This window comes from Veillonellales bacterium (genome assembly GCA_039680175.1).
Taxonomy (GTDB): domain Bacteria; phylum Bacillota; class Negativicutes; order JAAYSF01; family JAAYSF01; genus JBDKTO01.
Genome location: JBDKTO010000111.1, coordinates 12437 through 35884 on the forward strand (window position 1 = coordinate 12437; position 23448 = coordinate 35884).

The 23448-nt window shown below is 49.3% G+C and carries 20 protein-coding genes; 6 read left to right on the forward strand and 14 right to left on the reverse strand.

Going from position 1 to position 23448, the window contains the following annotated elements:
* Positions 1-9: 9 nt before the first annotated feature.
* The 14 genes from ABFC84_17515 to ABFC84_17580 all read right to left on the reverse strand — a co-directional run bounded on the left by ABFC84_17515 (position 10) and on the right by ABFC84_17580 (position 14921).
* The gene (locus ABFC84_17515; protein MEN6414539.1) at positions 10-1383 is read right to left on the reverse strand and encodes a nitrogenase component 1; all 1374 of its coding nucleotides are present in this window, start codon (positions 1381-1383) and stop codon (positions 10-12) included.
* Positions 1380-2732 (reverse strand): nitrogenase iron-molybdenum cofactor biosynthesis protein NifE, encoded by a 1353-nt coding sequence (gene nifE / locus ABFC84_17520; protein ID MEN6414540.1) that lies wholly within the window; start codon positions 2730-2732, stop codon positions 1380-1382. Before nifE ends, ABFC84_17515 begins: the two co-directional genes overlap by 4 nt.
* A gap of 45 nt (positions 2733-2777) precedes the next feature.
* Positions 2778-4139, reverse strand: a complete 1362-nt coding sequence (gene nifK, locus ABFC84_17525) for a nitrogenase molybdenum-iron protein subunit beta (GenBank protein MEN6414541.1) — start codon at positions 4137-4139, stop codon at positions 2778-2780.
* Positions 4139-5752 (reverse strand): nitrogenase molybdenum-iron protein alpha chain, encoded by a 1614-nt coding sequence (gene nifD / locus ABFC84_17530; GenBank protein MEN6414542.1) that lies wholly within the window; start codon positions 5750-5752, stop codon positions 4139-4141. The genes nifK and nifD overlap by 1 nt, the downstream gene beginning before the upstream one ends.
* A gap of 24 nt (positions 5753-5776) precedes the next feature.
* A complete protein-coding gene (locus ABFC84_17535; protein ID MEN6414543.1) occupies positions 5777-6163 on the reverse strand; it encodes a P-II family nitrogen regulator in 387 nt (128 codons plus the stop codon).
* A 14-nt stretch (positions 6164-6177) separates the two neighbouring features.
* Positions 6178-6504, reverse strand: coding sequence for a P-II family nitrogen regulator (locus ABFC84_17540; protein ID MEN6414544.1), 327 nt, complete (start codon positions 6502-6504; stop codon positions 6178-6180).
* A 35-nt stretch (positions 6505-6539) separates the two neighbouring features.
* Positions 6540-7361, reverse strand: a complete 822-nt coding sequence (gene nifH, locus ABFC84_17545; GenBank protein MEN6414545.1) for a nitrogenase iron protein — start codon at positions 7359-7361, stop codon at positions 6540-6542.
* Positions 7362-7859: 498 nt separating this feature from the next.
* Complete coding sequence (locus ABFC84_17550) at positions 7860-7988, reverse strand: hypothetical protein (GenBank protein MEN6414546.1); 129 nt, start codon at positions 7986-7988, stop codon at positions 7860-7862.
* A gap of 64 nt (positions 7989-8052) precedes the next feature.
* Positions 8053-9201 carry an ABC transporter permease gene (locus ABFC84_17555; GenBank protein ID MEN6414547.1) on the reverse strand — a complete coding sequence of 383 codons (1149 nt, stop codon included), beginning with the start codon at positions 9199-9201 and terminating at the stop codon, positions 8053-8055.
* Positions 9198-10322 (reverse strand): ABC transporter permease, encoded by a 1125-nt coding sequence (locus ABFC84_17560; protein MEN6414548.1) that lies wholly within the window; start codon positions 10320-10322, stop codon positions 9198-9200. Before ABFC84_17560 ends, ABFC84_17555 begins: the two co-directional genes overlap by 4 nt.
* 40 nt (positions 10323-10362) lie before the next feature.
* The gene (locus tag ABFC84_17565) at positions 10363-11388 is read right to left on the reverse strand and encodes an HlyD family efflux transporter periplasmic adaptor subunit (GenBank protein MEN6414549.1); all 1026 of its coding nucleotides are present in this window, start codon (positions 11386-11388) and stop codon (positions 10363-10365) included.
* A 157-nt stretch (positions 11389-11545) separates the two neighbouring features.
* Positions 11546-12100: a TetR/AcrR family transcriptional regulator gene (locus ABFC84_17570; GenBank protein ID MEN6414550.1), complete on the reverse strand. Its 555-nt coding sequence runs from the start codon at positions 12098-12100 to the stop codon at positions 11546-11548.
* A 139-nt stretch (positions 12101-12239) separates the two neighbouring features.
* Positions 12240-13865 carry a peptide chain release factor 3 gene (locus ABFC84_17575; GenBank protein ID MEN6414551.1) on the reverse strand — a complete coding sequence of 542 codons (1626 nt, stop codon included), beginning with the start codon at positions 13863-13865 and terminating at the stop codon, positions 12240-12242.
* A gap of 273 nt (positions 13866-14138) precedes the next feature.
* Positions 14139-14921 carry an alpha/beta fold hydrolase gene (locus tag ABFC84_17580; GenBank protein ID MEN6414552.1) on the reverse strand — a complete coding sequence of 261 codons (783 nt, stop codon included), beginning with the start codon at positions 14919-14921 and terminating at the stop codon, positions 14139-14141.
* A 307-nt stretch (positions 14922-15228) separates the two neighbouring features.
* Here ABFC84_17580 and nifJ point away from each other — a divergent pair, with 307 nt between their 5' ends.
* The 6 genes from nifJ to bioA all read left to right on the forward strand — a co-directional run bounded on the left by nifJ (position 15229) and on the right by bioA (position 23441).
* A complete protein-coding gene (nifJ, locus tag ABFC84_17585) occupies positions 15229-18771 on the forward strand; it encodes a pyruvate:ferredoxin (flavodoxin) oxidoreductase (protein ID MEN6414553.1) in 3543 nt (1180 codons plus the stop codon).
* A 158-nt stretch (positions 18772-18929) separates the two neighbouring features.
* Complete coding sequence (locus ABFC84_17590; GenBank protein MEN6414554.1) at positions 18930-19427, forward strand: hypothetical protein; 498 nt, start codon at positions 18930-18932, stop codon at positions 19425-19427.
* Complete coding sequence (locus ABFC84_17595) at positions 19411-20184, forward strand: 6-carboxyhexanoate--CoA ligase (protein ID MEN6414555.1); 774 nt, start codon at positions 19411-19413, stop codon at positions 20182-20184. Before ABFC84_17590 ends, ABFC84_17595 begins: the two co-directional genes overlap by 17 nt.
* On the forward strand, positions 20181-21353 hold the full coding sequence (bioF, locus tag ABFC84_17600; GenBank protein MEN6414556.1) for an 8-amino-7-oxononanoate synthase: 1173 nt from the start codon (positions 20181-20183) through the stop codon (positions 21351-21353). Before ABFC84_17595 ends, bioF begins: the two co-directional genes overlap by 4 nt.
* A 4-nt stretch (positions 21354-21357) precedes the next feature.
* On the forward strand, positions 21358-22098 hold the full coding sequence (gene bioD / locus ABFC84_17605; protein ID MEN6414557.1) for a dethiobiotin synthase: 741 nt from the start codon (positions 21358-21360) through the stop codon (positions 22096-22098).
* Between the two features lie 2 nt (positions 22099-22100).
* Positions 22101-23441: an adenosylmethionine--8-amino-7-oxononanoate transaminase gene (bioA, locus tag ABFC84_17610; GenBank protein ID MEN6414558.1), complete on the forward strand. Its 1341-nt coding sequence runs from the start codon at positions 22101-22103 to the stop codon at positions 23439-23441.
* Positions 23442-23448: the final 7 nt, after the last annotated feature.

A 23448-nucleotide genomic window follows, 5' to 3' on the forward strand; every position in this document is an offset into this window, starting at 1 on the left:
TCTCTGTTGTTACGTTGCCTTCCGGTAAAAAGTATCGTACATCCGGCTGCGGTAGGGTTTCAGCTTACTGTCCAGCAGCGTATTGGTCACCCGATCCAAAAAAGCCATGGTCCCCGTATAGCCTACCGACAGCAGCCGGTGCCCTCCCATACGGTCAAGGATGGGAAAACCGATACGGATCAAAGGAATTCCGGCCTTTTCTTCCAAATAACGCCCGGTGGAGTCCCCGATGGCCACATTGGCTTCTGCCGCTTCTCCGTATTTACGGATTACTGCAAAATCTGTTCCCGACAAAATCTGTACCGGTTCCGGTGCAGCCTCAATATAAGGCTGCAGCAGCTCCGCCAGTTTTGCCGTCCGGCTGCCTGTCGCCACCACCACCGGATGAATGCCATTTTCCAGACAAGTCCTGGTTAACGCATACACCAGTTCCGGTTCGCCAAACAAGACGGCCCTCCCCAGAAAGTTATATTTATGGGAATCGATCATTCCGTCCAGCAGCCGCCCCCGTTCCTGCTGCAGACTGTCCGGCAAACCCTTACCGGTGACTTCCTGCAGTACTTCCATAAACCGGTCAGTATTTTCCAAACCAATCGGCAACGGCAGATTGTAAAGCGGAACACCGAAGGTCTCTGCCAAATATTTACCCGGCGACAAAGCATCCTCCACCGTCATTCCCAGCTGCAAAGTGGCCGGTGCTCCCGACATTTTCCGGATATCCTCGATTTTTGTCCCTTCCGGCGTCATTTTCCGATAAGGCCGCTGAAAAGGACGGTCCATGGTATCGGAAAAATCGGGGAACAAGGTATATTTTATCTCCATCAGGTTTAAAATCCGTTTGATCTCCCGAATATCAGCCGGGCTGATATTCGAAACAATCAAATTGATTTTATTGTGTTTTTCACTTTTTTTTGTCAGGCAGGTCAGAATCCGCCTGGCGGTAAAAAAGTAGCCTTCAGCCTGAGTCCCCCCGTAACCGGGAGTAGGCGCCGTGACCAAGAAAATTTCTTCCCCGTTTTTTTCCTGCAGATATTCTTCCGCAAAGCGGCCAATATCTTCCCCGATGGTTTCGGCCAGACAAGTCGTCAAAATGCCGATCACTCCCGGATTGTAAACTTTCCGTACATTATCCAGCGCTTGTTTTAAGTTTTTTTCACCGCCGTAAATGGTCCCTTTTTCATTTAATGAAGAAGAGCCCACATCCACCGGTTCATTAAAATGTTCGGAAATATGACGGCGCATATAGGTACTGCACCCCTGAGAGCCGTGCAAAACCACCATGGTATTTTCAATTCCTTTTAATGCCAGGATTCCTCCCATGGGCATACACATGTTGCAGGGGTTCTCATTCACATTCCGGCAGGCCGCCTTCTTCTCTTTCATACAACATCCCCCCTGTCATGATCCGGCAGGTAATTCCATACCGGCGAGCATAACGTGGAATAAACTTCCCTGGCAAAATTAACGGCTCCCACGTAACCGCTTAATGGATGCTTGCGGTCGTGATTGTGATCAATAAAGGCAATTCCCAGCTTGTAAGCCAGCGGCCGTTCTTTGACTCCGCCTACCAGCAGATTGGCCCCCTGCTTCGTCATAAACCGTTCCAGTTCCGCCGGGTTGGCGTCATCCAAGATGACCGTGCCGTCGGCGACCAGACTGTTGATGGTCTCATATTCTTCCTTCCGTCCGGTCTGCGTGCCGATCATGACGACTTCCATTCCCAGCTCGCGGAACTGTTTAATCAACGATATGGCTTTAAATCCGCCGCCCACATAGACAGCCGCTTTCTTCCCGGCGAACTTCCGCCGGTATTTGTCAATGACCGGTTGAATCCGGGCGCTTTCTCTGGCGATAAGAATCTCCGCCTTGCGGGCGGCTTCCTCGTTGCCAAGGGCTGCGGCAATCTGCCGCAGGGAATCCGCCGTATCCTGAAGTCCCAAAAAGGAAACGCGGATGTAAGGAATGTGATACAATTCTTCCATTTTACCGGCCAGATAATTCGTCGAGCCGGCACACTGCATGATGTTGAGCGATGCCTGGGTGGCTGTTTTCAGCTTTTCACTGGAAGAGTCGCCGGTAAAGACAACATTCAGTTCAATGCCCATTTCCCGTAGATAGCTTTCAATGATCCACGCTTCCCCTGCCAGATTATAATCGCCTAAATAATTAATACTGTTGGCTTTTTTGATTCCAGTCGGCTGAAGCAGCTGCAAGATCGCGTCGCAGGCCGCCCGGTAACCGGCGGATTTGTTGCCGATGAAACCGCTGGACTGTACCGGAATGACCTCGATTTCGTGTTTTAAGGCTGCCGCTTTACAAATGGCGTTCAAATCATCACCGATGACGCCGACAATACAGGTGGAATAGACGAAAATCAGTTTCGGCTGATACTTACCCACCAGTTCGTCAATTGCCGCCGTCAGCTTTTTACCGCCGCCAAAAATTACGTCTTCCTCTTGTAAATCGGTGGAGAAAGCGTTGCGGTAAAGCTCCGAGCCGCTGCTCAGGCTGCCCCGGATATCCCAGGTATAGCTGGCGCAGCCAATCGGTCCGTGGACCAAATGGGCCGCATCCGTAATCGGATTCAGTACCACCCTGGCCCCGCAATACACGCAGGCCCGCTGGCTGACGCAGCCGGCGATGCTGTCGGCGTCGCATTTGATCGGCTGCTTTTGTCTGCCTTTTGTCGTAATAAACTCTTCCCTGTCGGATACAACCAGTGCCTCCCCCATTCGCTTCTCACCTCTTTCATTGATGCAAACCTGCCTTTCTGCCTATTATCGAACGACTTCCAAATCTTCTTCCGCGCATTCCCGGTCTTCCTTGTCCAGCATGGCGTTGCACATTTGTTCCAATAAAAACATCGCGCCTTTGTAGCCCACCACCGGATTATAGTTGTGTCCATAACGATCCATAACCGGAAACCCGAAGCGGACAAAGGGAATGTCTTCTGCCCTGGCGATGAATTTGCCATAGGTATTGGAAATTAAAAGATCAACGTTTTCATTTTTGATCCATTGATGGACATCAAAGAAATCTTTTTCCGCTTTTACAATGCCTTCTAAACCAGCCTCCTGCATCATGGCCGTGATTTCTCTTGCAAATGCCGATCCCGGAGTACCGGTAACCACATATTGGGGGATCATGCCCAGAGCAATAATGAACTGGCTTAAAGCAATCATCTCGTCAGGATCACCGACCAGGGCAGCTTTTCTTCCCTGGAAATATTGCTGACTGTCAATCATCAGATCCACCAGTTGGCCCCGTTCCTCTTCCAGTTCCGCCGGTATCTCCTTCCCGGTTTGTTTGGCCAAAGACATTAAAAGTTCATCCGTGGCATCGATACCGATGGGAGTCTTCAGCGTAATAAAGGGAACTTTACACTTTTTCTCCAGTTCTTTCGCTCCCATTTCGGAGGCATAGCTCCCCAAAGCAACGGTCAACGCGGCATTGCCGGCATCAACAATCTCCTCAATTTTTGTCCCACCCTTCGGATACATTTTATATTTCCCGGTGTTCGGGGCATCCAAAACCCCGCTGGTATCGGGAAGCATGGTATAAGGGATGCCCATTACCTTGAATATCCGCTTGATTTCCCGCATATCCGCCGGTCCGACAAAGCCCGGTATGATATTAAAATTCCCGTTGGGAACGCCGCTGTTTAGCGAAAGGTAGTTGATAAAACCTTTGACCATGCTGGCAAAACCGGTAATATGGGAACCCTGATAGCTGGGCGTATTAGCGTGAATGACCAGTTTGCCTTCTGGTATTTCCATTTCCCGGATATAGGTAGGTAGGTCATCGCCAATGGTTTCGGATAAACAGGTGGTATGAACGGCAATAATATCCGGATCATACAGGGCAAAAATATTTTTAACCGCTGTCTTTATATTGGCACCGCCGCCAAACACGCTGGCGCCTTCCGTAAAGGAACTGGAGGATGCCATGGCCGGTTCTTTAAAGTGCCGGGAAAGCACGGTTCGATGATAGGAGCAGCAACCTTGGGAGCCATGGCTGTGCGGCAGACAGTTGTGAACGCCAAGGGCAGCGTACATGGCTCCTACCGGTTGACAGGTTTTGGCCGGATTGATCCGAAGCGCTTTTCGCTCGACAATTTCTTTTGGCGTTGCATCCAGCATTACGCTTCACCTCCTGCCACTTTGCCTTCCAATAAGGACTTTTGCTTCCAGGGAGGCGTTACATACCGCCATGCGGGTGTATAAAGTCCTGCGGCCAATTCTCTGGCAAAGACAACGGCTCCTCTGAATCCCGCATAGGGACCGGTATAATCATAGGAGTGAAGCTGACGGGACAAAACGCCCCCTTTCTGGATGACATATTTCTCTTTTATTCCGGTTAAAAACATATCCGGCTTCAACTGACCAAGAATAGTCTCCATCTCATGATGGTTCATATCGTCAATCATAATGGTATTGTTGTTCATTTCCTTCACCATTCCGCCATAATAACCGAGCTTGACACCTTCTTTAGTCATCTGCTCTGCTTTTTCCCGGGAAATAATGACCCGGAATTTCTGCTCATCCGGCTCAACTGTGAGCTCCGGAATATTCTTGCTGTCGGCATCAATTTTAATCGTCGGAATGACTTCCCGTCCTTCATAATCGTCACGATGGGCAAACTCGTAGCCGGCAACTAAAGTCTCTACCCCCAGGCTTCTTAAGAGTCCCTGATACGTCTGGGCCCGTGATCCCCCTACATAAAGGCAGGCCGTCTTTCCTTGCAGTTTGGTACGATAATAGGCCATCTCGCCTTCCGCTGCCGCAACTTCCTCGGCAATAACCTCTTCCGTCCGGCGGGTAAGCTTTGGAACATCAAAGAACTTCGCCATCTCCCGCAGCGTCTCAACCGTCCCGTCAATACCGATAAAGTTGCATTTGATCCAGGGAATCCCGTATTTAGTCTCCATCATTTCGGCGATATAATTAATGGACCGGTGGCATTGGACTAAATTCAAATTCGCGGTGTGAGCGTTGCTGATCTTGTCATAGCTGGCGTCGCCGCTTAAGGTAGAAATAACATTGTAACCAATTTTAGCCAATACCCGCTCTATTTCCCAGGCATCGCCGCCAATATTGTATTCGCCTAAAATATTGATTCCAAGTTCTTTCGGCGTCTCATTCCCTTTACCGATGATTTCCTGCATAACAATATTGTTGGCAATATGATGTCCTGCCGACTGGGTGACGCCTTTATAGCCCTCGCAACTGAAAGACAGAACCGGAATCCCGTATTCCTTAGTCGCTTCTGCCGCCACTGCGTTAATATCGTCACCAATCAGACCGACGGGGCATGTAGCGTAAATCCCAATGGCTTTAGGATGAAACAATTCGTAGGCTTCCTTGATTGCCTCCTTCAACTTGGGAACGCCGCCGAAAACTATATTGCTCTCCTGCATGTCGGTGGAAAAAACATATTCCATATAATTCATACCGCCGGGTTCTTCTGCTCTTGCCTTGTTTCTTCTGCCCCCCCACGCATAAAAGGAGCATCCGACCGGTCCGTGAGTAATATGAACCATATCTTTGATCGGTCCCATAACAACGCCTCTACAACCGGCGTAACAGCATCCCCGGGCAGTTATAACACCCGGAACCGTTCTCGTATTCGCCGTAATGACCGGCTGCGGCTCTTCTTCCGTTTTAACCACAATATGGGCTTTCCTGGTTTTGAAAGCTTTGGCCGGATATTTCTCTAAGACCATATCCATTACTTTCTTCATATCTTGTGCCATAGCGTTGCTCACCTCTTTATAAAATTATAATGCATCGGCGTTTTTCTCTCCGGTCCGGACTCGGATGACTTCGCTGGCCGGTAGGACAAAAATTTTGCCATCACCCGGATTTCCCGTCCGGTTCACACCGATAATCAGGTCAATCGCCTCTTTTAAATCTTCATCTTTGACCAGTAAAGTCATCATCCGCCGGGGAACCAGCCGGTGCTGCTCGGCCAGTTGCTCCGCTTTTTCCCGGTCATTTGCAACTGCTTCCGAGCGGGCGGTTTCATCCGTTATGGTATAGCCGACTTTTGTCTTTCCCCTCCCCACTACCTGGCGGCAGGTAAAAGACGGAAAATTGCTTTTCAGAAGGGCTTCTTTCGTCTTGCTGATCATGTTCATCCGAATGATTGCAATAATTTCTTTCATGACAATCCCCTCCCTTACAATGCTTCCTTGCCGACACTGATCGTATAGGCAGCCTCAACCGGAGTGACAAATATTTTTCCGTCGCCGAAGGCGCCTTTTTCCCCAGTCTTGGCATTTTTTATGATAATTCTTACCACATCGTCTTTATCTTCGTCTTCTACCACCAGCATCAATAATTCTTTGGGAATTTCATCATAGTGGACTGTGCCCACCTGAAGGCCGCGCTGCTTTCCCCGTCCGACTACATCATATTTTGTGACCGCCGGAAAACCTGCGTCAGATAATTCGGATAGAACAATCCCCGCTTTTTCCGGTCTGACAATGGCTTTTATCATTAACATACAATCGCCTCCGTTTCATTTTCGCTTATTATGGTTTATAGATCCACCAAGCCGAATTCCATTAAAATCTCTTCCAGGCGTTCCTGGGTCATCGGCTTGGGAATTACGAACATATCATTACCATCAATGTTTTTCGCCAAAGTCCGGTACTCGTCAGCCTGATCCGCCTTCGGATCAAAATCAATCACGGTTTTCTTGTTGATTTCCGCTTTCGTAACCATGGGACTTCTTGGTACAAAGTGAATCAGCTGACTGCCCAGTTCTTTGGCAAAAGCGTCCAGCAATTCGTACTCGTTGGCGACTTTTCTGCTGTTGCAGATAATACCGCCTAATCTAACGCCGCCGCTGTTGGCAAATTTCAAAATACCTTTGGAAATATTATTGGCCGCATACATAGCCATCATTTCCCCGCTGGCGACAATATAAATTTCCCGGGCTTTTCCTTCACGAATCGGCATTGCGAAGCCGCCGCAGACAACATCGCCCAGTACATCGTAGAATACATAGTCCAGATCATCCGTATAAGCACCCAGCTGTTCCAGCATATTGATGGAAGTAATGATACCTCGGCCGGCACAGCCAACCCCAGGTTCCGGTCCACCGGATTCCACGCATTTGATGTTGCCAAAGCCTTCTTTCATAATGTAATCCAGATCGATGTCGTCGCCTTCTTCCCGCAATGTGTCCAGAACCGATTTCTGTGCCAAACCGCCCAGCAGCAGTCTGGTGGAATCTGCCTTGGGGTCGCAGCCAACCACCATGATGTGCTTACCCATTTCAGCCAATCCGGCTGTAAGATTCTGCGTCGTCGTCGATTTACCGATTCCGCCTTTACCATATATTGCCACCTGTCTCATACTAAGCTCCTCCTTATATCTTTTTTAAAATTTTCTAAATTAAACTTCTTGAAAAAGAACACTCTGTTGACTATAATAAATAATGGGTATAGGAAATAAACCCTGGCGCAACTGGGGAATAAAACTTTACCTGCGTTGCTTCATGAGTACTGCGAATACTCATGAAGCATTTCTTTATGGCCGCAGCTCGTCTGCTTGCTGCAACCACCTCCTTTCAATAACAATCCTCCTGCGGCTGAAGGACAGAAAGAGGCTTATAAACGTCAAAGCGTTTATAAGCCTCTTTGCTTTTCATCTAAACTTAATAAGATTTTTAGTTGAGTATACCATAGGAATATGAGCAGAGCAAGAGGCTGGTAAATATTCACAATATTAAAATTATAGCTGCCTGCAGCGAATTATGGCTTTGCTATTCCTGGGTCATAGCAAAGCCTCGCCCGCAATAGCCGCTCTTCCGCCTGCATCCCGTTTATCAAACCAGCACTGATAGTTCTCTCCTTATAAGTGACGAATCAAAAATAACTTACGGTCAGGCAAGGTCATCTTCTCCGGCCGCTTCCGAAAGCCGGTAACGAACGCAATACTTACCATGCACCAGTAAGCTGTCAGCTCGGCCCATTCTTCCAAAACTTCTCCCTAAAGCAATACCCTCCCCGGTACCGCCGCTGCCGCCGGATTCATCACTGTCAACTCAAACCATGCTGTTCGCAGCCTGCTTCCGCCGCCAAGAATACAATGCCGTCGACAAGGCAAATAGAGCCGTACCGGCAGTCAGCAAGAATATAATACTGATCTGCAGATCCGGAGCATATCCGTGTAAGGCCAAATCCCGTACATTATCGGCAATATATGTTACCGGAATAATGCAGGAAATAGTCCAGCCAAACAAATTCATGGCGTACCGCGGCCAAGTATAGCCAGAAAATAAAAAACAGGGAACAGCATAGGAAACAACTAACTGCAGTAAAAATACCTGGTTGGTACAAAAAGCCGGCAGCAAGCTGGCCAGCGAAGTAATGACAAAGATAAAGACCGTACCTAAGAACAGCAGACTGGCAACACTGCCGCGAAAAGGAACGCCGAACACATCGACTGCAATCAGAATTGAAGCAATAAATCCGCCGATTCCGCCGATCCAATAGGGCAGCAATTTGGCAAATAGGACCTTGACGGCGGCTGTATTGCGTAATTCCTGAAATTTTTTATACTCATTGGCCATAGTCATACTGACCGCCATCATGACGCCGGTCTGAAACGCTACAAAGAAAATTCCCAGTACAAAAAAGCTGGTATAGTTCAGCGTCGGATTGTTTAACACCCGCAGACGAAACTGAATCGGCGCGACATGACTGAGAGCCTGGCTGGGCAGTTGGCCGGCCGCTTCCAGTAAGCCCATTTTGATACTGCTGAGATAGTTGCTCACAATTTCCTGCACCATGCTGATGACGGCGCCGTCAAACACAAGATTTGAGGCGTTCAGTTCGAATAAAAGATTGGAGCCGAACCCGTTTTTTATATCCCGCGAATAATTAGGCGGTATGGAAAGCGCACAATAACCGATTTGATCTCTCAGCATGGATTCCATTTCTTCCTGGGATAAGACATCGGCTACTATTTGAAATTTTTCCGAATCATCCAGTGCCTGGATTAGGGACCGGCTTAATTGCGTCTGATCCTGATCATAAATGATCATCGGCACATGATTCATAACATTAGCGCTGTACAGCAGCCCCATCAGCGTCGTATAAGCAGCGCCCACGCCCAGCAGTAAAAAAATTATGATCGGTTCCCTCTTAAAGATAAACCGTATTTCCTTGATTACAATATCTTTAATACTCATGTCGGCGCTCCTTCATCCGAACGAAATTTGCTGTGCTTGCGGCGCAAACTGAAAATTCCGCCGGCAGCCACCAGCAGAACGAGCCCGGACATATACAAAATTCCGGCATCATGCAGCAAGTGAGGCGCATATCCGTTCAGCATTAAATCACGCATATTGTCGGCCATATAGCCGATAGGCACCGACTTGGCAAATACGTAGCTGAAGGTATTCATGATCATCTGCGGCCAGATATAACCGCTGAACAGCAGCGCCGGCATAATATACAGTAGCGGCATAAGCACTGCCATCACTTCCCCCGGCGCAACCGTGCCGATAAAACATCCTACTGCCGCCACTGAAAAAACGTAACCACTGCCAAGGAGTAACAGTTCTCCGATCCCGCCGCGAAAGGGAAGCATAAATACATAAACGCAAATTAACACGTAGCCAATAAAGGTAAGAACGCCGCATAGCCAATACGCAAGCATTTTGCCGGCCAAAATCAGCGGTGTTGCCGTTTCCTTCCAGGCGTCAAGCCGTTGGAATTCCCGGTTTACCAGAGGACCCACCGTTAAAACGATGCCGGTTTGCAATGCATATACACCGAGGCCGATCAGCAAAAAGTTCGTATAGCCAAATGTGGGATTGTTCAATATCCGGGTTTCCACGTCAATGGGGCTGGCGTAGTGGGAAGATGCCCCCGGCGGCATGCCGATGACTCCAATCAGGTCTTGGGCAATTGCGGGATACACCTTGCCGATCAGATCCTGCGCCGAGCCGATCAAGGTGTTGGCGATGATAATATTGCTGCCGTCTACTTCAAACAATATCGGCGCTGATACTCCCTTCTTGATATCCCGGGAAAAATGCAGCGGTATGGCGACGCCTACCAGTGATTTTTTCTCGCGCATATATTGTTCCAGTTCTTCCTGGGTATCGACATAAGCGACAATCCGGAACCGGTCAGAATCCTCGAAAGCCCGAACCACTTCGCGACTTAATGCGGTCTGGTCTTCATCATACACAACGGTAGCGGTATAGTTTACGGTATTCTTCAAATACAAAGTCCCGAACAGCAAAACATACACAATCGGAATTCCAATAAAGAAACAGGCAGCGCTGCGATCTTTAACAAACATAATCCGGAATTCCCGTCTCATGATCCTCAGGAGGCCCATCTTACACATCACCATTTAACAGACGGAACCGCATTCCCGGACGAATTTTTTCGGAATTCACCTGGACTTTTACATTAAACGTAATAATGTCATTTTCACTCCGCTCATTGGTGGCGCGATACGTGGCAAATTCGGATTTTTTGCTGATATCGACGATCGTTCCCTGCAATTTCAGGTTGCTGTCCCGGCCTTGGAGCATAACCGTCTGCTGTATAGAGTACTGGCTCAAATCGGTTTCTTTCACTTTAAAATTAACCCAGTTATCCACCGGATCCTGAATCGTCACAATGGGCATTCCGGTTGACACCATTGCCCCTTCTTCCACATGCTTCGTCGTAATGATGCCGTCAAACGGTGCCCGTATTTCAGTTTCATCCAAAGATACTTCCACTTGCTCCAGGTTAGCCTGACCCTGTGTTACTTTGCTGCGCATCGCTTCCTCATTAGCCAGGTTGACATTTGTTTGCAGTAGTCCGGCTTTAGCTGAAGTAACACCGGCCTGGGCCTGAGTATAAGCGGCCTGAGCTACCTGATATTTTGTGCGGTAGGTATCAAACAATTGATGGGAAATAGCGCCTGATTCCACCAATTCGCTGAAGCGATTATAATCACTTTCCGCCAGAGCCAAGTCCGACTGGGCTTTTTCCAACTGGGCGTAAGCGGTATTCAAAGCAGCCTTGGCTGTCTGATCCTGCTGAACTGTAACAGTAGAAGCCTGAGCAGTCTGCGCCTCCAATGCTTTAATATTAGCCCGGGCCTGATTGGCCTGAGCGACAATATCGCGCTTATCAATCTGAGCTAATAATTGTCCTTTTTTAACGCGATCGCCTTCTTTGACCAGCAGGTTCACCACCCGGCCCGGCACTTTGGAGTTGATGTCGACCTCCGTGGCATCAGCACGGCCCCACATTTCCGGGACGGCAGCCGCCCCATTGCCGCCGCAGCCGGTGAGCAAAGTGACGGATAAAATCACCAGCAGCAGATAAATCGCACCGTGCCTAAAAAAGGTATCCTTTCTTGTCATCATTCGATAAATCTCCTCTCTTTTCTAACAGTCAGCGTACCCGCAGCTGTTTTTTGTAATCTTATGTACTAATTTGGTATTTTTGGTACTAGCAACCACATTTAAACTGCGTGCAATGCACGCAGTTTAAATGTGGTTGCTATATCACAAACAAGTCTGTTCAGTCCTTATCCTCCGCCAAAATTCCATGCAGCATAATATCCAGCATGGCTGCCACCGCATCCGGATAAGTTATATTGTTTGCGGATAAAAAAGGATAGCTGGTCAAATCCGTACTGTTAAGCATATGCTGAATAACCCCGATATGAACAGGCCGGATTGAGCCGGCCTCCATCCCCTGAAGCAGCAGAGCGGTTAAATGATTCATCCGTTCCTTACGAAAACCGACAACTTTTTCCCATTCTTTCGGATACGTCAGGCGGAGATCATCATATACTCGGTTATGAAATGGTTCAAAAGTTTGGGATGTGATAGTCAATACCGCCTGAAGTTTTTTAATAATCGTTAACTCCGATTGATAAATTTTGCTTTCCTGTGTCCGAAAATCATTCAGCACCGTATCTAAGATAGCGGCAACGAGTTCTTCCTTGGAAGAAAAGTACTCATACAGTGACGATTTACTGATACTCAGCCGCTTTGTAAGATCGCTCATCGTAAACTTGAAGCCTCTTAAATTGATTTCTTCAACAGCCGCCACAATAATTCGGTTGCGCAAAACAATCACCTCATACCCTCAGGTACCAGAAAAGACTAACATGGTATTACAATTACTATACTATTCCACTTTTTGTCATATGTCAATAATAAATCGTTATAGACTTAAAACAAAAAACAACCGGCTACTGTTTTTAGCCTTACTGCTCCACCTCATCCACCTCATCAGGCGGTGCCGTGAGAAATTGCACTTTAGGATTATTATCACTGGTCCAGCGCAGCGACCATTCATTATTAAACAAGGCCACCGGCCGATCTTTGCCGTCACGTACCAGCATACAGCGATCCATTCCCTTCAGTGCTTTCACGTTCAGGCTGACCCCGTTCAGCCAGCGAGCCAGCTCATAAGAAAGGAAGTTCAGCAAAATGTCAACGTTGTATTCATTCTTCAGCCGATATTCCAAAACATCGAACTGCAAACTGCCCACCGCTCCCACAATAAAGGATTCCATCCCCATATCCTCCTGATGAAAGACCTGAATAGCGCCCTCCTGGGTCAGTTCGGTAATACCTTTGACAAACTGTTTGCGCCGCATGGTATCTTTGGCCTGCACCCGGGCAAACCGCTCCGGCGGAAAAATAGGAAATTCTTCAAAGGTAAATGTCTGCCCCTCCTCACTCAGCGTGTCGCCAATGCCAAAAACTCCCGGATCAAACAAACCGACAATATCTCCCGGATACGCCTCATCAATGATCGTCCGTTCCTGAGCTAGGAACTGCTGAGGTTGGGTCAGTTTCAGTTTTTTGCCGGTTCTGGCCTGACGAACCGACATGCCTTTGGTGAATTTGCCGGAACAAATCCGCATAAAGGCCAACCGGTCCCGATGGGCCGGATTCATATTGGCCTGAATTTTAAAAATAAAGCCGGAAAAATTGGGATCATCCGGATTAATTTGTCCCTCGGAAGACTGTCGCGGCGCCGGCGCCGGCGCCAAATGTAAAAACTCTTCCAGGAAGGGGCGCACGCCGAAGTTAGTCATGGCGCTGCCAAAAAAGATCGGCGTCAGTTCGCCCGTCAAGACCTTTCCCATGTCAAAAGCATCACCGGCCATATCCAGGAGCTCAATATCGTCACACAATGCCTTATGAATATCCGTACCGATAATTTCGGCAAATGCCGGATCGTCCACACTCCCCAGCGTCGACGGCATAACCCACTGCCCATGGGAACCACCGCCCTCGAATAACTCGATTTGGGCCAATTGGCGATTGTACACGCCTTTATAATCCCCGTCCACGCCAATTGGCCAGTTCATGGGATAACCGTTGATGTCCAGAACCTTCTCAATTTCTTCCATCAGTTCAAACGGATTTTTCCCATGGCGATCCAGTTTGTTAATAAAGGTAAAAATGGGAATCCCCCGTTGTTTACAGACCTTAAATAACTTCTTCGTCTGCGCCTCCACGCCTTTGGCCACATCGATCAGCATAACAGCACTGTCTACCGCCATCAGCGTCCGATATGTATCTTCACTGAAATCCTCATGGCCCGGCGTATCCAGAATATTGATGCGAAAACCGTCATAATCAAACTGCAGCACACTGGATGTAACGGAAATACCCCGCTGTTTTTCAATCTCCATCCAGTCCGATACCGCATGCTTCTGCGCTTTGCGTGACTTTACCGATCCGGCCAGATGAATAGCCCCGCCGTACAGCAGCAGTTTCTCCGTCAAAGTCGTTTTCCCCGCGTCTGGGTGAGATATAATGGCAAATGTCCGGCGGCGCTGTATTTCGGCGCTAAGCTCACCATTTTCTACTGACATAACCAGCCCTCCAACATCTATGCAGTCTCTATTATGTAAATTACATTAAAAAGTCTCTAATTTATTTATTTTATCATATTTTTCATCCGCCGCATATAACCCCTGACTGAATTAGCTCATAGCTCATAGCTCATAGCTCATAGCTCATAGCTCATAGCTCATAGCTCATAGCTATTATAAATTCTCCTGTTAGTTTGTCAATTTATAGCTGCTTTACTCAACAAAGGCACCCCCGGAGCAGTCTATATTTTCTTGAGAAATTACTTTGTGCCTTTATTTCTCCCACTTATGAAGCCAGTCGACGATCACTGTCTGAACATCGGCGTGACGTCCGCTAAATACATGATCGGCACCATCCAGCTTATGAAAGATTTTTTTCCCTTTATATCGGCGATAAAGTTCTTCCGAGCCTCCGAGGGGAACAACACAATCCGCCGTCCCATGAATAATCAACAGCGGGGTTGTAAGTTTCTCCGCCGCTTCCAAGGGCTTATATTTCCCTTTGATTAAATCATTGGCAAAAATACCGTTATTGAGGGAAAATCCTTTGTTAAAAAAATTCGCAATGGTTTCTCCTGCAGCTGCTTTCTCCCAAAGTCCTTTCCCGAAAATTTCCTCGGCGCTAAACGTTTCTACGGGATATACTACAGCAGAAAGGGCCATGCGTCCGGCAATCGCCGCATCGTCCGGGTAGGTTAGCGCAACCAGCCCGCCTAAACTATGCCCCAGAAGAAAAATCGGCGCACCGATAAATTCCGGCTGATTTTTGACCCAGGAAACAACGCTCTGCAAATCTTCCTGCCAACCGGATACCCTTGTATCTTCCGCAAACTCGCCTCCACTTTCACCGGAGCCGGCAAAATCGAAGCGAACTGCTATCTTGCCGTCAGCTTCAATAGCTTGAGCGATATGAAGCATAAGCTGATTCGAACCGATCTTATCCCCGGTAAATCCATGGCAAAAAATCACTAACGGGGTTCCCGCCGGCACATTCCCATAATTATGAATCATTGCCGACAGTTGTTGCCTGCCTTCAATAAACACATGCGTCTTCATATTTTATCCCCTTGCTTTTATTTTTTATCTACTCATGATAAGTAGGCATCAGTATCTCTTGACGGGCTCTTACTCGTTTTCTGTTAGAATTATTGTCAAATCTAAAATAATTCTAACACTTTCTAATTGCAATTTCTGCTGTCAATATCACTTCCGGTTTCCTGGAACGTTGCTTTATGGCATAAACATAATAAAAAATAAAGTATTCTTGCAAATTCAGACAGGACTGACAGCTTATATCACGAAGAAAACAATTAGCACGTTAATATTATTCAAGCCATTTTAAGAAAAAGGAAGGGATTTATTCATGGCAAGAAAAATGAAAACAATGGATGGAAATACCGCCGCCGCCCACGTTTCTTACGCTTTTACCGATGTAGCGGCCATCTATCCCATCACTCCGTCATCTCCTATGGCGGAACACGCGGATGAATGGGTTGCCCAGGGACGAAAAAATATTTTCGGCCAACCGGTTAAAATCGTCGAAATGCAAGCTGAAAGCGGCGCCGCCGGAGCAGTTCACGGTTCCTTGCAGGCCGGCGCTTTAACAACCACCTACACTGCATCCCAGGGATTGCTGCTGATGATCCCCAATATGTATAAAATTGCCGGCGAACTGCTGCCCGGCGTATTTCATGTCAGCGCCAGAACCGTCGGTGCCAACGCCATCAGCATTTTCGGCGATCACTCCGACGTCATGGCGACCCGCCAAACCGGCTTCGCCTTACTGGCGGAAAGCAGCGTCCAGCAGGTCATGGACTTATCCGCAGTTGCCCATTTAGCAGCGATTAAAGGCCGAGTCCCGTTTTTGAACTTTTTCGACGGGTTCCGTACTTCCCATGAAGTACAAAAAATTGAAGTACTGGAATATGATGAACTGGCTAAATTGTTAGATCGGGATGCCGTGGATGCATTCCGCCGCCGGGGCCTGAATCCGGACCATCCGGTGCTGCGGGGAACAGTGCAAAATTCCGACATTCACTTCCAGCAAAGAGAAATTGCCAACCGCTATTATCAGGCTCTGCCAGACATTGTCGAAAATTATATGGCGGAAATCAGCAAGCTGACCGGCCGGGAATATCACCTCTTCAACTACTATGGCGCTAAGGATGCCGACCGCATCATTATAGCCATGGGCTCGGTCTGCGAAGCCACTGAAGAAGTCGTGGATTATCTCAATGCCAAAGGCGAAAAAGTCGGCCTGCTGACCGTTCATTTGTACCGGCCTTTCTCTGCCAAGCATTTCTTAAAATATATCCCGAAAACAGTCAAAAAGATTGCCGTTCTCGACAGAACGAAGGAAATGGGCGCCTATGCCGAACCTCTGTATCTAGATGTAAAATCCGTGTTCTACAATAATGATTGGCAGCCTGTCATCGTCGGCGGCCGCTACGGATTAGGCGGAAAAGATATCATCCCCAGTCATATCCAGGGAGTCTTTGAAAATCTGAAACAAGGGCAGCCGCAAGACAACTTCACGGTCGGCATCGTAGACGATGTCACCCATACATCCTTGCCTTTCGGCGACGATATTGATACCACTGCCGCAGGAACAAAAGCTTGCAAGTTCTGGGGCCTCGGCTCCGACGGAACAGTCGGTGCCAACAAAAGCGCCATTAAAATTATCGGTGATAACACCAAAATGTATGCGCAAGCCTACTTCGCTTACGATTCTAAAAAGTCCGGCGGTGTAACCATCTCTCATCTCCGCTTTGGCAAAAACCCCATTAAATCCCCTTACCTGATTAATAAGGCCGACTTTATTGCCTGCCACAATCAGTCCTATGTTGATAAATACACTGTCCTGGACGGCCTGAAAAAAGGCGGCAGCTTCCTGTTAAACTGCATCTGGTCGCCGGAAGAACTGGAACAATACCTGCCGGCAGCCATGAAACGCTATATTGCCAACAACAATATTAACTTCTATACCCTCGATGCCGTTAAAATCGCCCAGGAAATCGGCTTAGGCGGCAGAATCAACATGATCATGCAGGCAGCATTTTTCAAGATTGCCGATATTATTCCCCTGGAAGATGCCGTAAAATATCTGAAAGACGCTGTTCTAACTTCCTATGGCAAAAAAGGACAAAACGTAGTGGATATGAATAATGCCGCTATTGACAAAGGTGTAGCATCCATCGTAAAAATCAATGTTCCAGCCGCATGGCTGAGTGCGACGGATAAAGGCGCCGATGAAACAGCCGTTCCGTCCTTTATCAAGAATATTCTCGTTCCGATGAATCGTCAGGAAGGAGACAAGCTGCCGGTCAGTGCTTTCGACGGCATGGAAGACGGCACCTTCCCCATGGGTACTGCGGCCTATGAGAAACGGGGCATTGCGATCAACGTTCCAGAATGGCAACCAGATAAATGTATCCAGTGCAACCAGTGTTCCTATGTATGTCCCCATGCAACCATTCGTCCCGTTTTAGCGACTGATGACGAAGTGAAAGTAGCCCCCGCCGGATTTACGGTAAAACCGGCTGCCGGCGCCAAGGGCTTAAACTTCCGGATGACGGTCAGCCCGCTGGATTGTACCGGCTGCGGCAATTGCGCCCAAATTTGCCCGGCTAAAGAAAAAGCTTTGGTCATGAAACCGATTGCCAGCCAAATGCCTCAGGCCGATCTGTGGGAATATGCCATGAAGCTTGCGCCAAAAGCCAATCCTGTCAATCCCTTTACCGTTAAAGGCAGCCAGTTCGAACAACCCCTGTTGGAGTTCTCCGGTGCTTGTGCCGGCTGCGGTGAAACGCCTTACGCCAAATTAGTCACCCAGCTGTTCGGCGACCGGATGATGGTAGCCAACGCCACCGGCTGCTCCTCTGTCTGGTCGGGCAGCTCGCCTTCGATTCCTTATACCCAAAATCATCTCGGGCACGGTCCAGCCTGGGGCAATTCCCTGTTTGAAGACAATGCGGAATATGGCCTCGGCATGATGGTAGGCGTCAACCAGCTTCGTGCCAAAGTTGCGCTGGATGCCCAGACGGCACTTTCCCTGCCGGTGAAGCAGGAACTGAAGGCAGCGCTGGAAGATTGGCTGACCAATAAAGATAAAAATGACGGCACCCGGGCCAGAGCCGATAAGCTGATTGCCGTACTGGAAAAAGAAAAAGGCCGGGAGCCTGTACTCAATGAAATTTATAAGAATAAAGACTTCTTAGTAAAACGTTCCCACTGGATATTCGGCGGCGACGGCTGGGCTTATGACATCGGCTTTGGCGGTCTTGACCATGTTCTGGCCTCCGGCGAAGACGTCAATGTCCTGGTCTTTGATACCGAAGTATATTCCAATACCGGCGGTCAGTCCTCTAAATCCACACCGACGGCAGCAATTGCCAAATTTGCCGCCAGCGGTAAGAAAACGAAGAAAAAAGACCTTGGCATGATCGCCATGAGCTATGGCTATGTGTATGTGGCCCAAATCGCTATGGGTGCCGACAAGAATCAAACCCTGAAGGCCATTGCCGAAGCCGAAGCCTATCCCGGTCCTTCTTTGGTTGTAGCTTACGCCCCTTGCATTAACCACGGCCTGAAAGCCGGTATGGGCAACAGCCAGCTGGAAGCCAAACGAGCGGTGGACTGCGGCTACTGGGCTTTGTACCGTTACAATCCGGAATTAAAAGGCACCAGCAAAAGTGCCTTTACCCTGGATTCCAAAGAACCAACCATGAACTTCAGAGAGTTCCTGCTGGGTGAAGTCCGCTATTCCTCTTTAAAGAAACAATTCCCCGACATGGCGGACGCTTTGTTTGAGAAAACAGAGCAGGATGCTGCCGAAAGACGGGAAACCTATAAGAATCTGGCGACTCAGGCCAGCTTAGCAGCCCAGGACACAGTCGCTGCAAAATAATAACTTAAAAGAATCAAACTGCCGGCCAATAGCCGGCAGTTTTTTTACAGCGCAGGTCCGGCCCTCGGTTTACAAAAAGCTTCCCCTGCTATATAATAGTATCGTTAACCTAATGAATTTATATGGTTAACGATACTATTATAAAGAGGAGTCCTGCGGTGAAAATTAAAATTCGTGTATTAACCAAACTGGCCCTGCTTGCCGCTTTGATCACTGTAACCGGCGCCATCAAACTCCCCAGTTTCGCCGCCGGAGCCGAATTTCAGCTTTCGGCTCCCTTAGCGGTAGCGATTTGTGCCGTCTATGGATTCACCAGCTATATTACTGCCGGTATATTATCCAGTCTGATCGGCTTGATATTGGGCCTGCAAAATCTGCTGAATATCTCCATCGCGATGATTTTTCGCCTGACCATCGGCGGACTGCTGCTTTTATGCGGCACAAGCCGGCCGATGCTGATCATTGCCGGTCCCATCGGCTCAGCACTTGCCCGCTTGTCCCTGGGACTATGGATCGGTCGGGCAGTTATCCCGCTGCTGGCTGCCGCCCTGCCGGGGATGTTGTTTACCGCAGCAGCAGCCGTACCGTTGACCCGGCTATTGCAGCGGGTAAAAATTCAAACTGAGAAGGTGATTCATTATGCTGTACAGCGTTAGAATGCGAGCTGCCCAGGGAGGCGCTCATGAACTGGGAGGCCGGCACATATCAGGCGCTGAAAGACTTGTCGCCTTTAACCGGGTGGCTGAAGTCACCGACGATATGCTGGCCCGGGCTTTTTCCCATACCCGTGGCCGGGCCGATTTCATCAATGTAAACGTCGAAGCCATTGAAAATTCTTGTCTGAAAAAGGCACCCTTACTGCCTGTACATACCATTACCGTACCGGATGCAACTGCCGGGCGGAAAGCGGCAAAAGCCGCTTTAGTCGAAGCCGGTGTTGCGCCTTCCGCTGTTGAGGAAGGCTTTAACCTTCTGCAATCCCTCCTTGACAGCATGCGGGGCGCCATGCTGCTTTGCGCCGAAACCGGCAAACGACTGGATGATACCGGCATGCGGGGTATCCGGGTATCCCGTATGGATATTGAAAATGAACCTTTGTTTTCCGTCTGGCTGGAAAAGCAAGGATTCCACAATGTTCATGTCCGGGAGGCATTAGTACTGGCTGCCAAAGTGGCTGCCGCTCCGGGAATGATCGCCGAACTATGCTGGTCCGACGACCCGGAATATACAACCGGCTATGTGGCCTCTCCCCAGAAGGGCTACTTCCGGTTTTCTCATTTAAAACCCCTTGGCAGTCCCCTTGGCGGACGAATCTTCTTTCTTCGTCCGGAAACAGTTCCGACCATTGCGGCAGACTATCTGCAAAATCAGCCGGTACTAATCACTCTGCCTGAAGAAGCAAGAATCCAGTGAAATTTTTAACCGAATATCTGGAAAAAGCTAAAAGCCGGAATTTATACCGGCAAACGACAGTTTATGAATCCCTTGACCCCGTCCATGTCCGTCAGAATGGCCGCACTTATCTGATCCTGGCAGCCAACAATTACCTGGGACTCACTCACTGCCCGGCGGTACGGCAGGCAGCCTCAGCCGCTGCTATGGCCTATGGCACCGGCTCCGGCGGCGCCCGTCTGATTACCGGAACTTATCCGCTTTATGAACAATTGGAACAAAGAATCGCCGCTTTTAAAGGAACAGAAGCAGCCCTGGTCTTCAATACCGGCTACATGGCCAATGTAGGCACCATGAGCGCCCTGGCCGGTCCGGAAGACGTTATTTTCAGTGATGAATTGAATCACGCCAGCATTATTGACGGCTGCCGCCTGTCCCGGGCCCGCATTGTTGTCTACCGTCATGCCGATCCCGATCATTTGGCAGACTGCTTGAAAAGCACCGCTTGTCATGGCAAGCGGCTGATTGTTACTGACGGCGTATTCAGCATGGACGGCGATATCGCTCCTTTGCCGGATATTGTCCAGCTGGCCCGGCACTATGAAGCCATCGTCGCCGTTGACGACGCTCATGCCACCGGCGTCATCGGTCCCGGCGGCCGGGGAACAGCCGCCTACTACCATTTGGCGGACCAAGTCCCAATACAAATAGGGACTTTAAGCAAAGCCCTGGGAGCAGAAGGCGGCTTTGTTGCCGGCAGTCAGGAACTGATTGATTACCTGATCAACCGGGCCCGCAGTTTCATTTTTTCCACTGCTTTGGCCCCGGCCACGGTTGCGGCAGCAGCAGAAGCACTGAATCAGCTGGTCAAGCGGCCGGATTTAGTTGTTAAACTTCGGGATAACGCCGAGTTTGTCCGGAGCGCCCTTACGGCTGCCGGACTCAAAATTGGTGCCGGACAAACACCGATCATCCCGGTAACGGTTGGTGCTGCGGAAGCTGCGCTGCAATTATCCGAAGATCTGAAAAGCGAAGGCCTGATCCTGTCCGCTATTCGTCCACCTACCGTACCGGCCGGATCCAGCCGGCTGCGGCTCGCCCTGTCGGCGGCCCACAATCAAACAGAATTAGGACAAGCAAGTAAAAAAATTGCCGCAGCCGTCAAACGGCTGGCAAAAAAAAGAGGGTAAAAATATGAATCATCCAGGTTTATTTATTACCGCCACCGATACGGAAATCGGCAAAACCATCATCACCGGCGCCCTGGCTGCCGCTCTAAAGCAGCGGCGCTATGACGTCGGTGTAATCAAACCGGTAGCGTCAGGCGGCGTTACGGATCACAACGGCCAATTGCTATCGGAAGATGCTACTTTTTTACTGAAAGCTGCCGGAATGGATGAAAACAAACGGCCTGAAGTCAGTCCCCTGTGCCTGGCTCCATCTCTCGCCCCGGCAGTAGCCGCCGCGGAAACCGGCGTCACCATTGATGTGCCTAAACTGGCAGCAGCCTGTAAAACCATGCTCTCCCGGCATCAGGTCGGTTTGGTAGAAGGCGCCGGCGGCATTACCACCCCCATTTGGCAGGACTACCTGATGGTCCATCTGATGGCCGAGCTGAGCCTTCCGGCAATCATTGTGGCCTGCCCCCGTCTGGGTGCCATCAACCACACGGTATTAACCGCAGAATACGCCCGTCAGCACGGTATTGCCCTGGCCGGCATCATCATCAACCAATGGGATGAAGCGCAGGCCGGTATTCTCGAACACAGCAATCTTGACTATACAAAGCGCCTTACCGGGCTGCCGATACTGGGAAAATTTCCCTTTGTTCCCGATATTAGCGTTCCTGATGTAAAGATAGACGGACTGGCGGATTTGGCAAAGCAGTACCTGGATATCGACAAAATCCTTAGTATATTGAAAGGCGGTAAATAACGATGAATGAAATTGAAAGGAAAGATAAGCAGTATATCTGGCATCCCTTTACCGCAATGCGATCTTGGGTGGAAGAACCCCAAAAAATCATTGCTGAAGCCCGCGGCATCAAGCTCGTCGATACGGAAGGCCGGGAATACTATGACGGCGTTTCTTCCCTCTGGGTCAACATCCATGGCCATCGCAAAGCTGAGATTGACCAAGCCATTATTGACCAACTGGGAAAAGCAGCCCATACCACCATGCTGGGCCTGATCAGTATCCCGGCGGCGGAGCTGGCGGAACAATTAGTCGCTATCACTCCCCCCGGCCTGAATAAAGTATTTTACTCGGACGACGGCTCCACCGCCGTGGAAGTAGCGCTCAAAATGTCCTTTCAATACTGGCAGCTGAAAGGCAAGAAGCAAAAGCAAAAATTCATTGCCCTGGAACAGGCCTACCACGGAGATACCGTAGGTACCGTAAGCGTAGGCGGTATTGACCTTTTCCACCGCATTTTTAAACCTCTGCTGTTCCAGCCTCTTCATACTCCCTGCCCTTCCTGCTATCACTGCCGCCTGGCCGCCGACAGCACAACCTGCGGCATGGCCTGTGCCGATGCTTTGGAACAGCTGCTGGCCGAGCATCATGAAAAAATTGCCGCACTGGTTCTGGAGCCTTTAGTGCAGGCTGCTGCCGGCATGCTGACGTCGCCTCACGGCTATCTGAAAAAAGTGCGGGAACTGACCGAAAAATATAATGTGCTGCTGATCGCCGACGAAGTAGCCACCGGCTTTGGCCGAACCGGCAAAATGTTCGCCTGCGAACACGAAAACGTCAGCCCTGATCTCATGACCATCTCCAAGGGCATTACCGCCGGTTACCTGCCCCTGGCAGCCACTCTGACTACCGATGAAATCTACAACGCTTTTCTGGGAGACTGCGGTGAAAAGCGAACCTTCTATCACGGTCATTCCTATACCGGCAACCCCTTGGCCTGCGCCGCCGCTTTGGCCAATCTAAAAGTTTTTCGGGAAGAAAAAGTTATCGACGGCCTGCCGGCTAAAATTGCTGCTGCCGCCGCCAAGCTGACGGAGTTTCAAACTTTAGCCCATGTCGGAGACATTCGCCAGCGCGGCCTGATTGTCGGTATTGAATTAATGCAGAACAAGGAAGCAAAAAAACCTTATCCCTGGAAAGATTCTATGGGAATCCAGGTCTGTAACAAAGCCAGGGACTACGGCCTGTTAATTCGTCCGGTAGGAGACGTGGTTGTCTTCATGCCGCCCCTGGCCAGTACGGTAGAGGAAATAGAAATCATGCTGTCCATTATCGGTCGCTGTATCCGAGAAGTAACCGATTAACCATAAA

Bases quoted from the DNA above. Each gene is read 5' to 3' on its own strand.
- ABFC84_17515 (MEN6414539.1), bottom strand. From the start codon at position 1,383: ATGAAAGAGAAGAAGGCGGCCTGCCGGAATGTGAATGAGAACCCCTGC.
- nifE (MEN6414540.1), bottom strand. From the start codon at position 2,732: ATGGGGGAGGCACTGGTTGTATCCGACAGGGAAGAGTTTATTACGACA.
- nifK (MEN6414541.1), bottom strand. From the start codon at position 4,139: ATGCTGGATGCAACGCCAAAAGAAATTGTCGAGCGAAAAGCGCTTCGG.
- nifD (MEN6414542.1), bottom strand. From the start codon at position 5,752: ATGGCACAAGATATGAAGAAAGTAATGGATATGGTCTTAGAGAAATAT.
- ABFC84_17535 (MEN6414543.1), bottom strand. From the start codon at position 6,163: ATGAAAGAAATTATTGCAATCATTCGGATGAACATGATCAGCAAGACG.
- ABFC84_17540 (MEN6414544.1), bottom strand. From the start codon at position 6,504: ATGTTAATGATAAAAGCCATTGTCAGACCGGAAAAAGCGGGGATTGTT.
- nifH (MEN6414545.1), bottom strand. From the start codon at position 7,361: ATGAGACAGGTGGCAATATATGGTAAAGGCGGAATCGGTAAATCGACG.
- ABFC84_17555 (MEN6414547.1), bottom strand. From the start codon at position 9,201: ATGAGTATTAAAGATATTGTAATCAAGGAAATACGGTTTATCTTTAAG.
- ABFC84_17560 (MEN6414548.1), bottom strand. From the start codon at position 10,322: ATGTTTGTTAAAGATCGCAGCGCTGCCTGTTTCTTTATTGGAATTCCG.
- ABFC84_17565 (MEN6414549.1), bottom strand. From the start codon at position 11,388: ATGATGACAAGAAAGGATACCTTTTTTAGGCACGGTGCGATTTATCTG.
- ABFC84_17575 (MEN6414551.1), bottom strand. From the start codon at position 13,865: ATGTCAGTAGAAAATGGTGAGCTTAGCGCCGAAATACAGCGCCGCCGG.
- ABFC84_17580 (MEN6414552.1), bottom strand. From the start codon at position 14,921: ATGAAGACGCATGTGTTTATTGAAGGCAGGCAACAACTGTCGGCAATG.
- nifJ (MEN6414553.1), top strand. From the start codon at position 15,229: ATGGCAAGAAAAATGAAAACAATGGATGGAAATACCGCCGCCGCCCAC.
- ABFC84_17595 (MEN6414555.1), top strand. From the start codon at position 19,411: ATGCTGTACAGCGTTAGAATGCGAGCTGCCCAGGGAGGCGCTCATGAA.
- bioD (MEN6414557.1), top strand. From the start codon at position 21,358: ATGAATCATCCAGGTTTATTTATTACCGCCACCGATACGGAAATCGGC.
- bioA (MEN6414558.1), top strand. From the start codon at position 22,101: ATGAATGAAATTGAAAGGAAAGATAAGCAGTATATCTGGCATCCCTTT.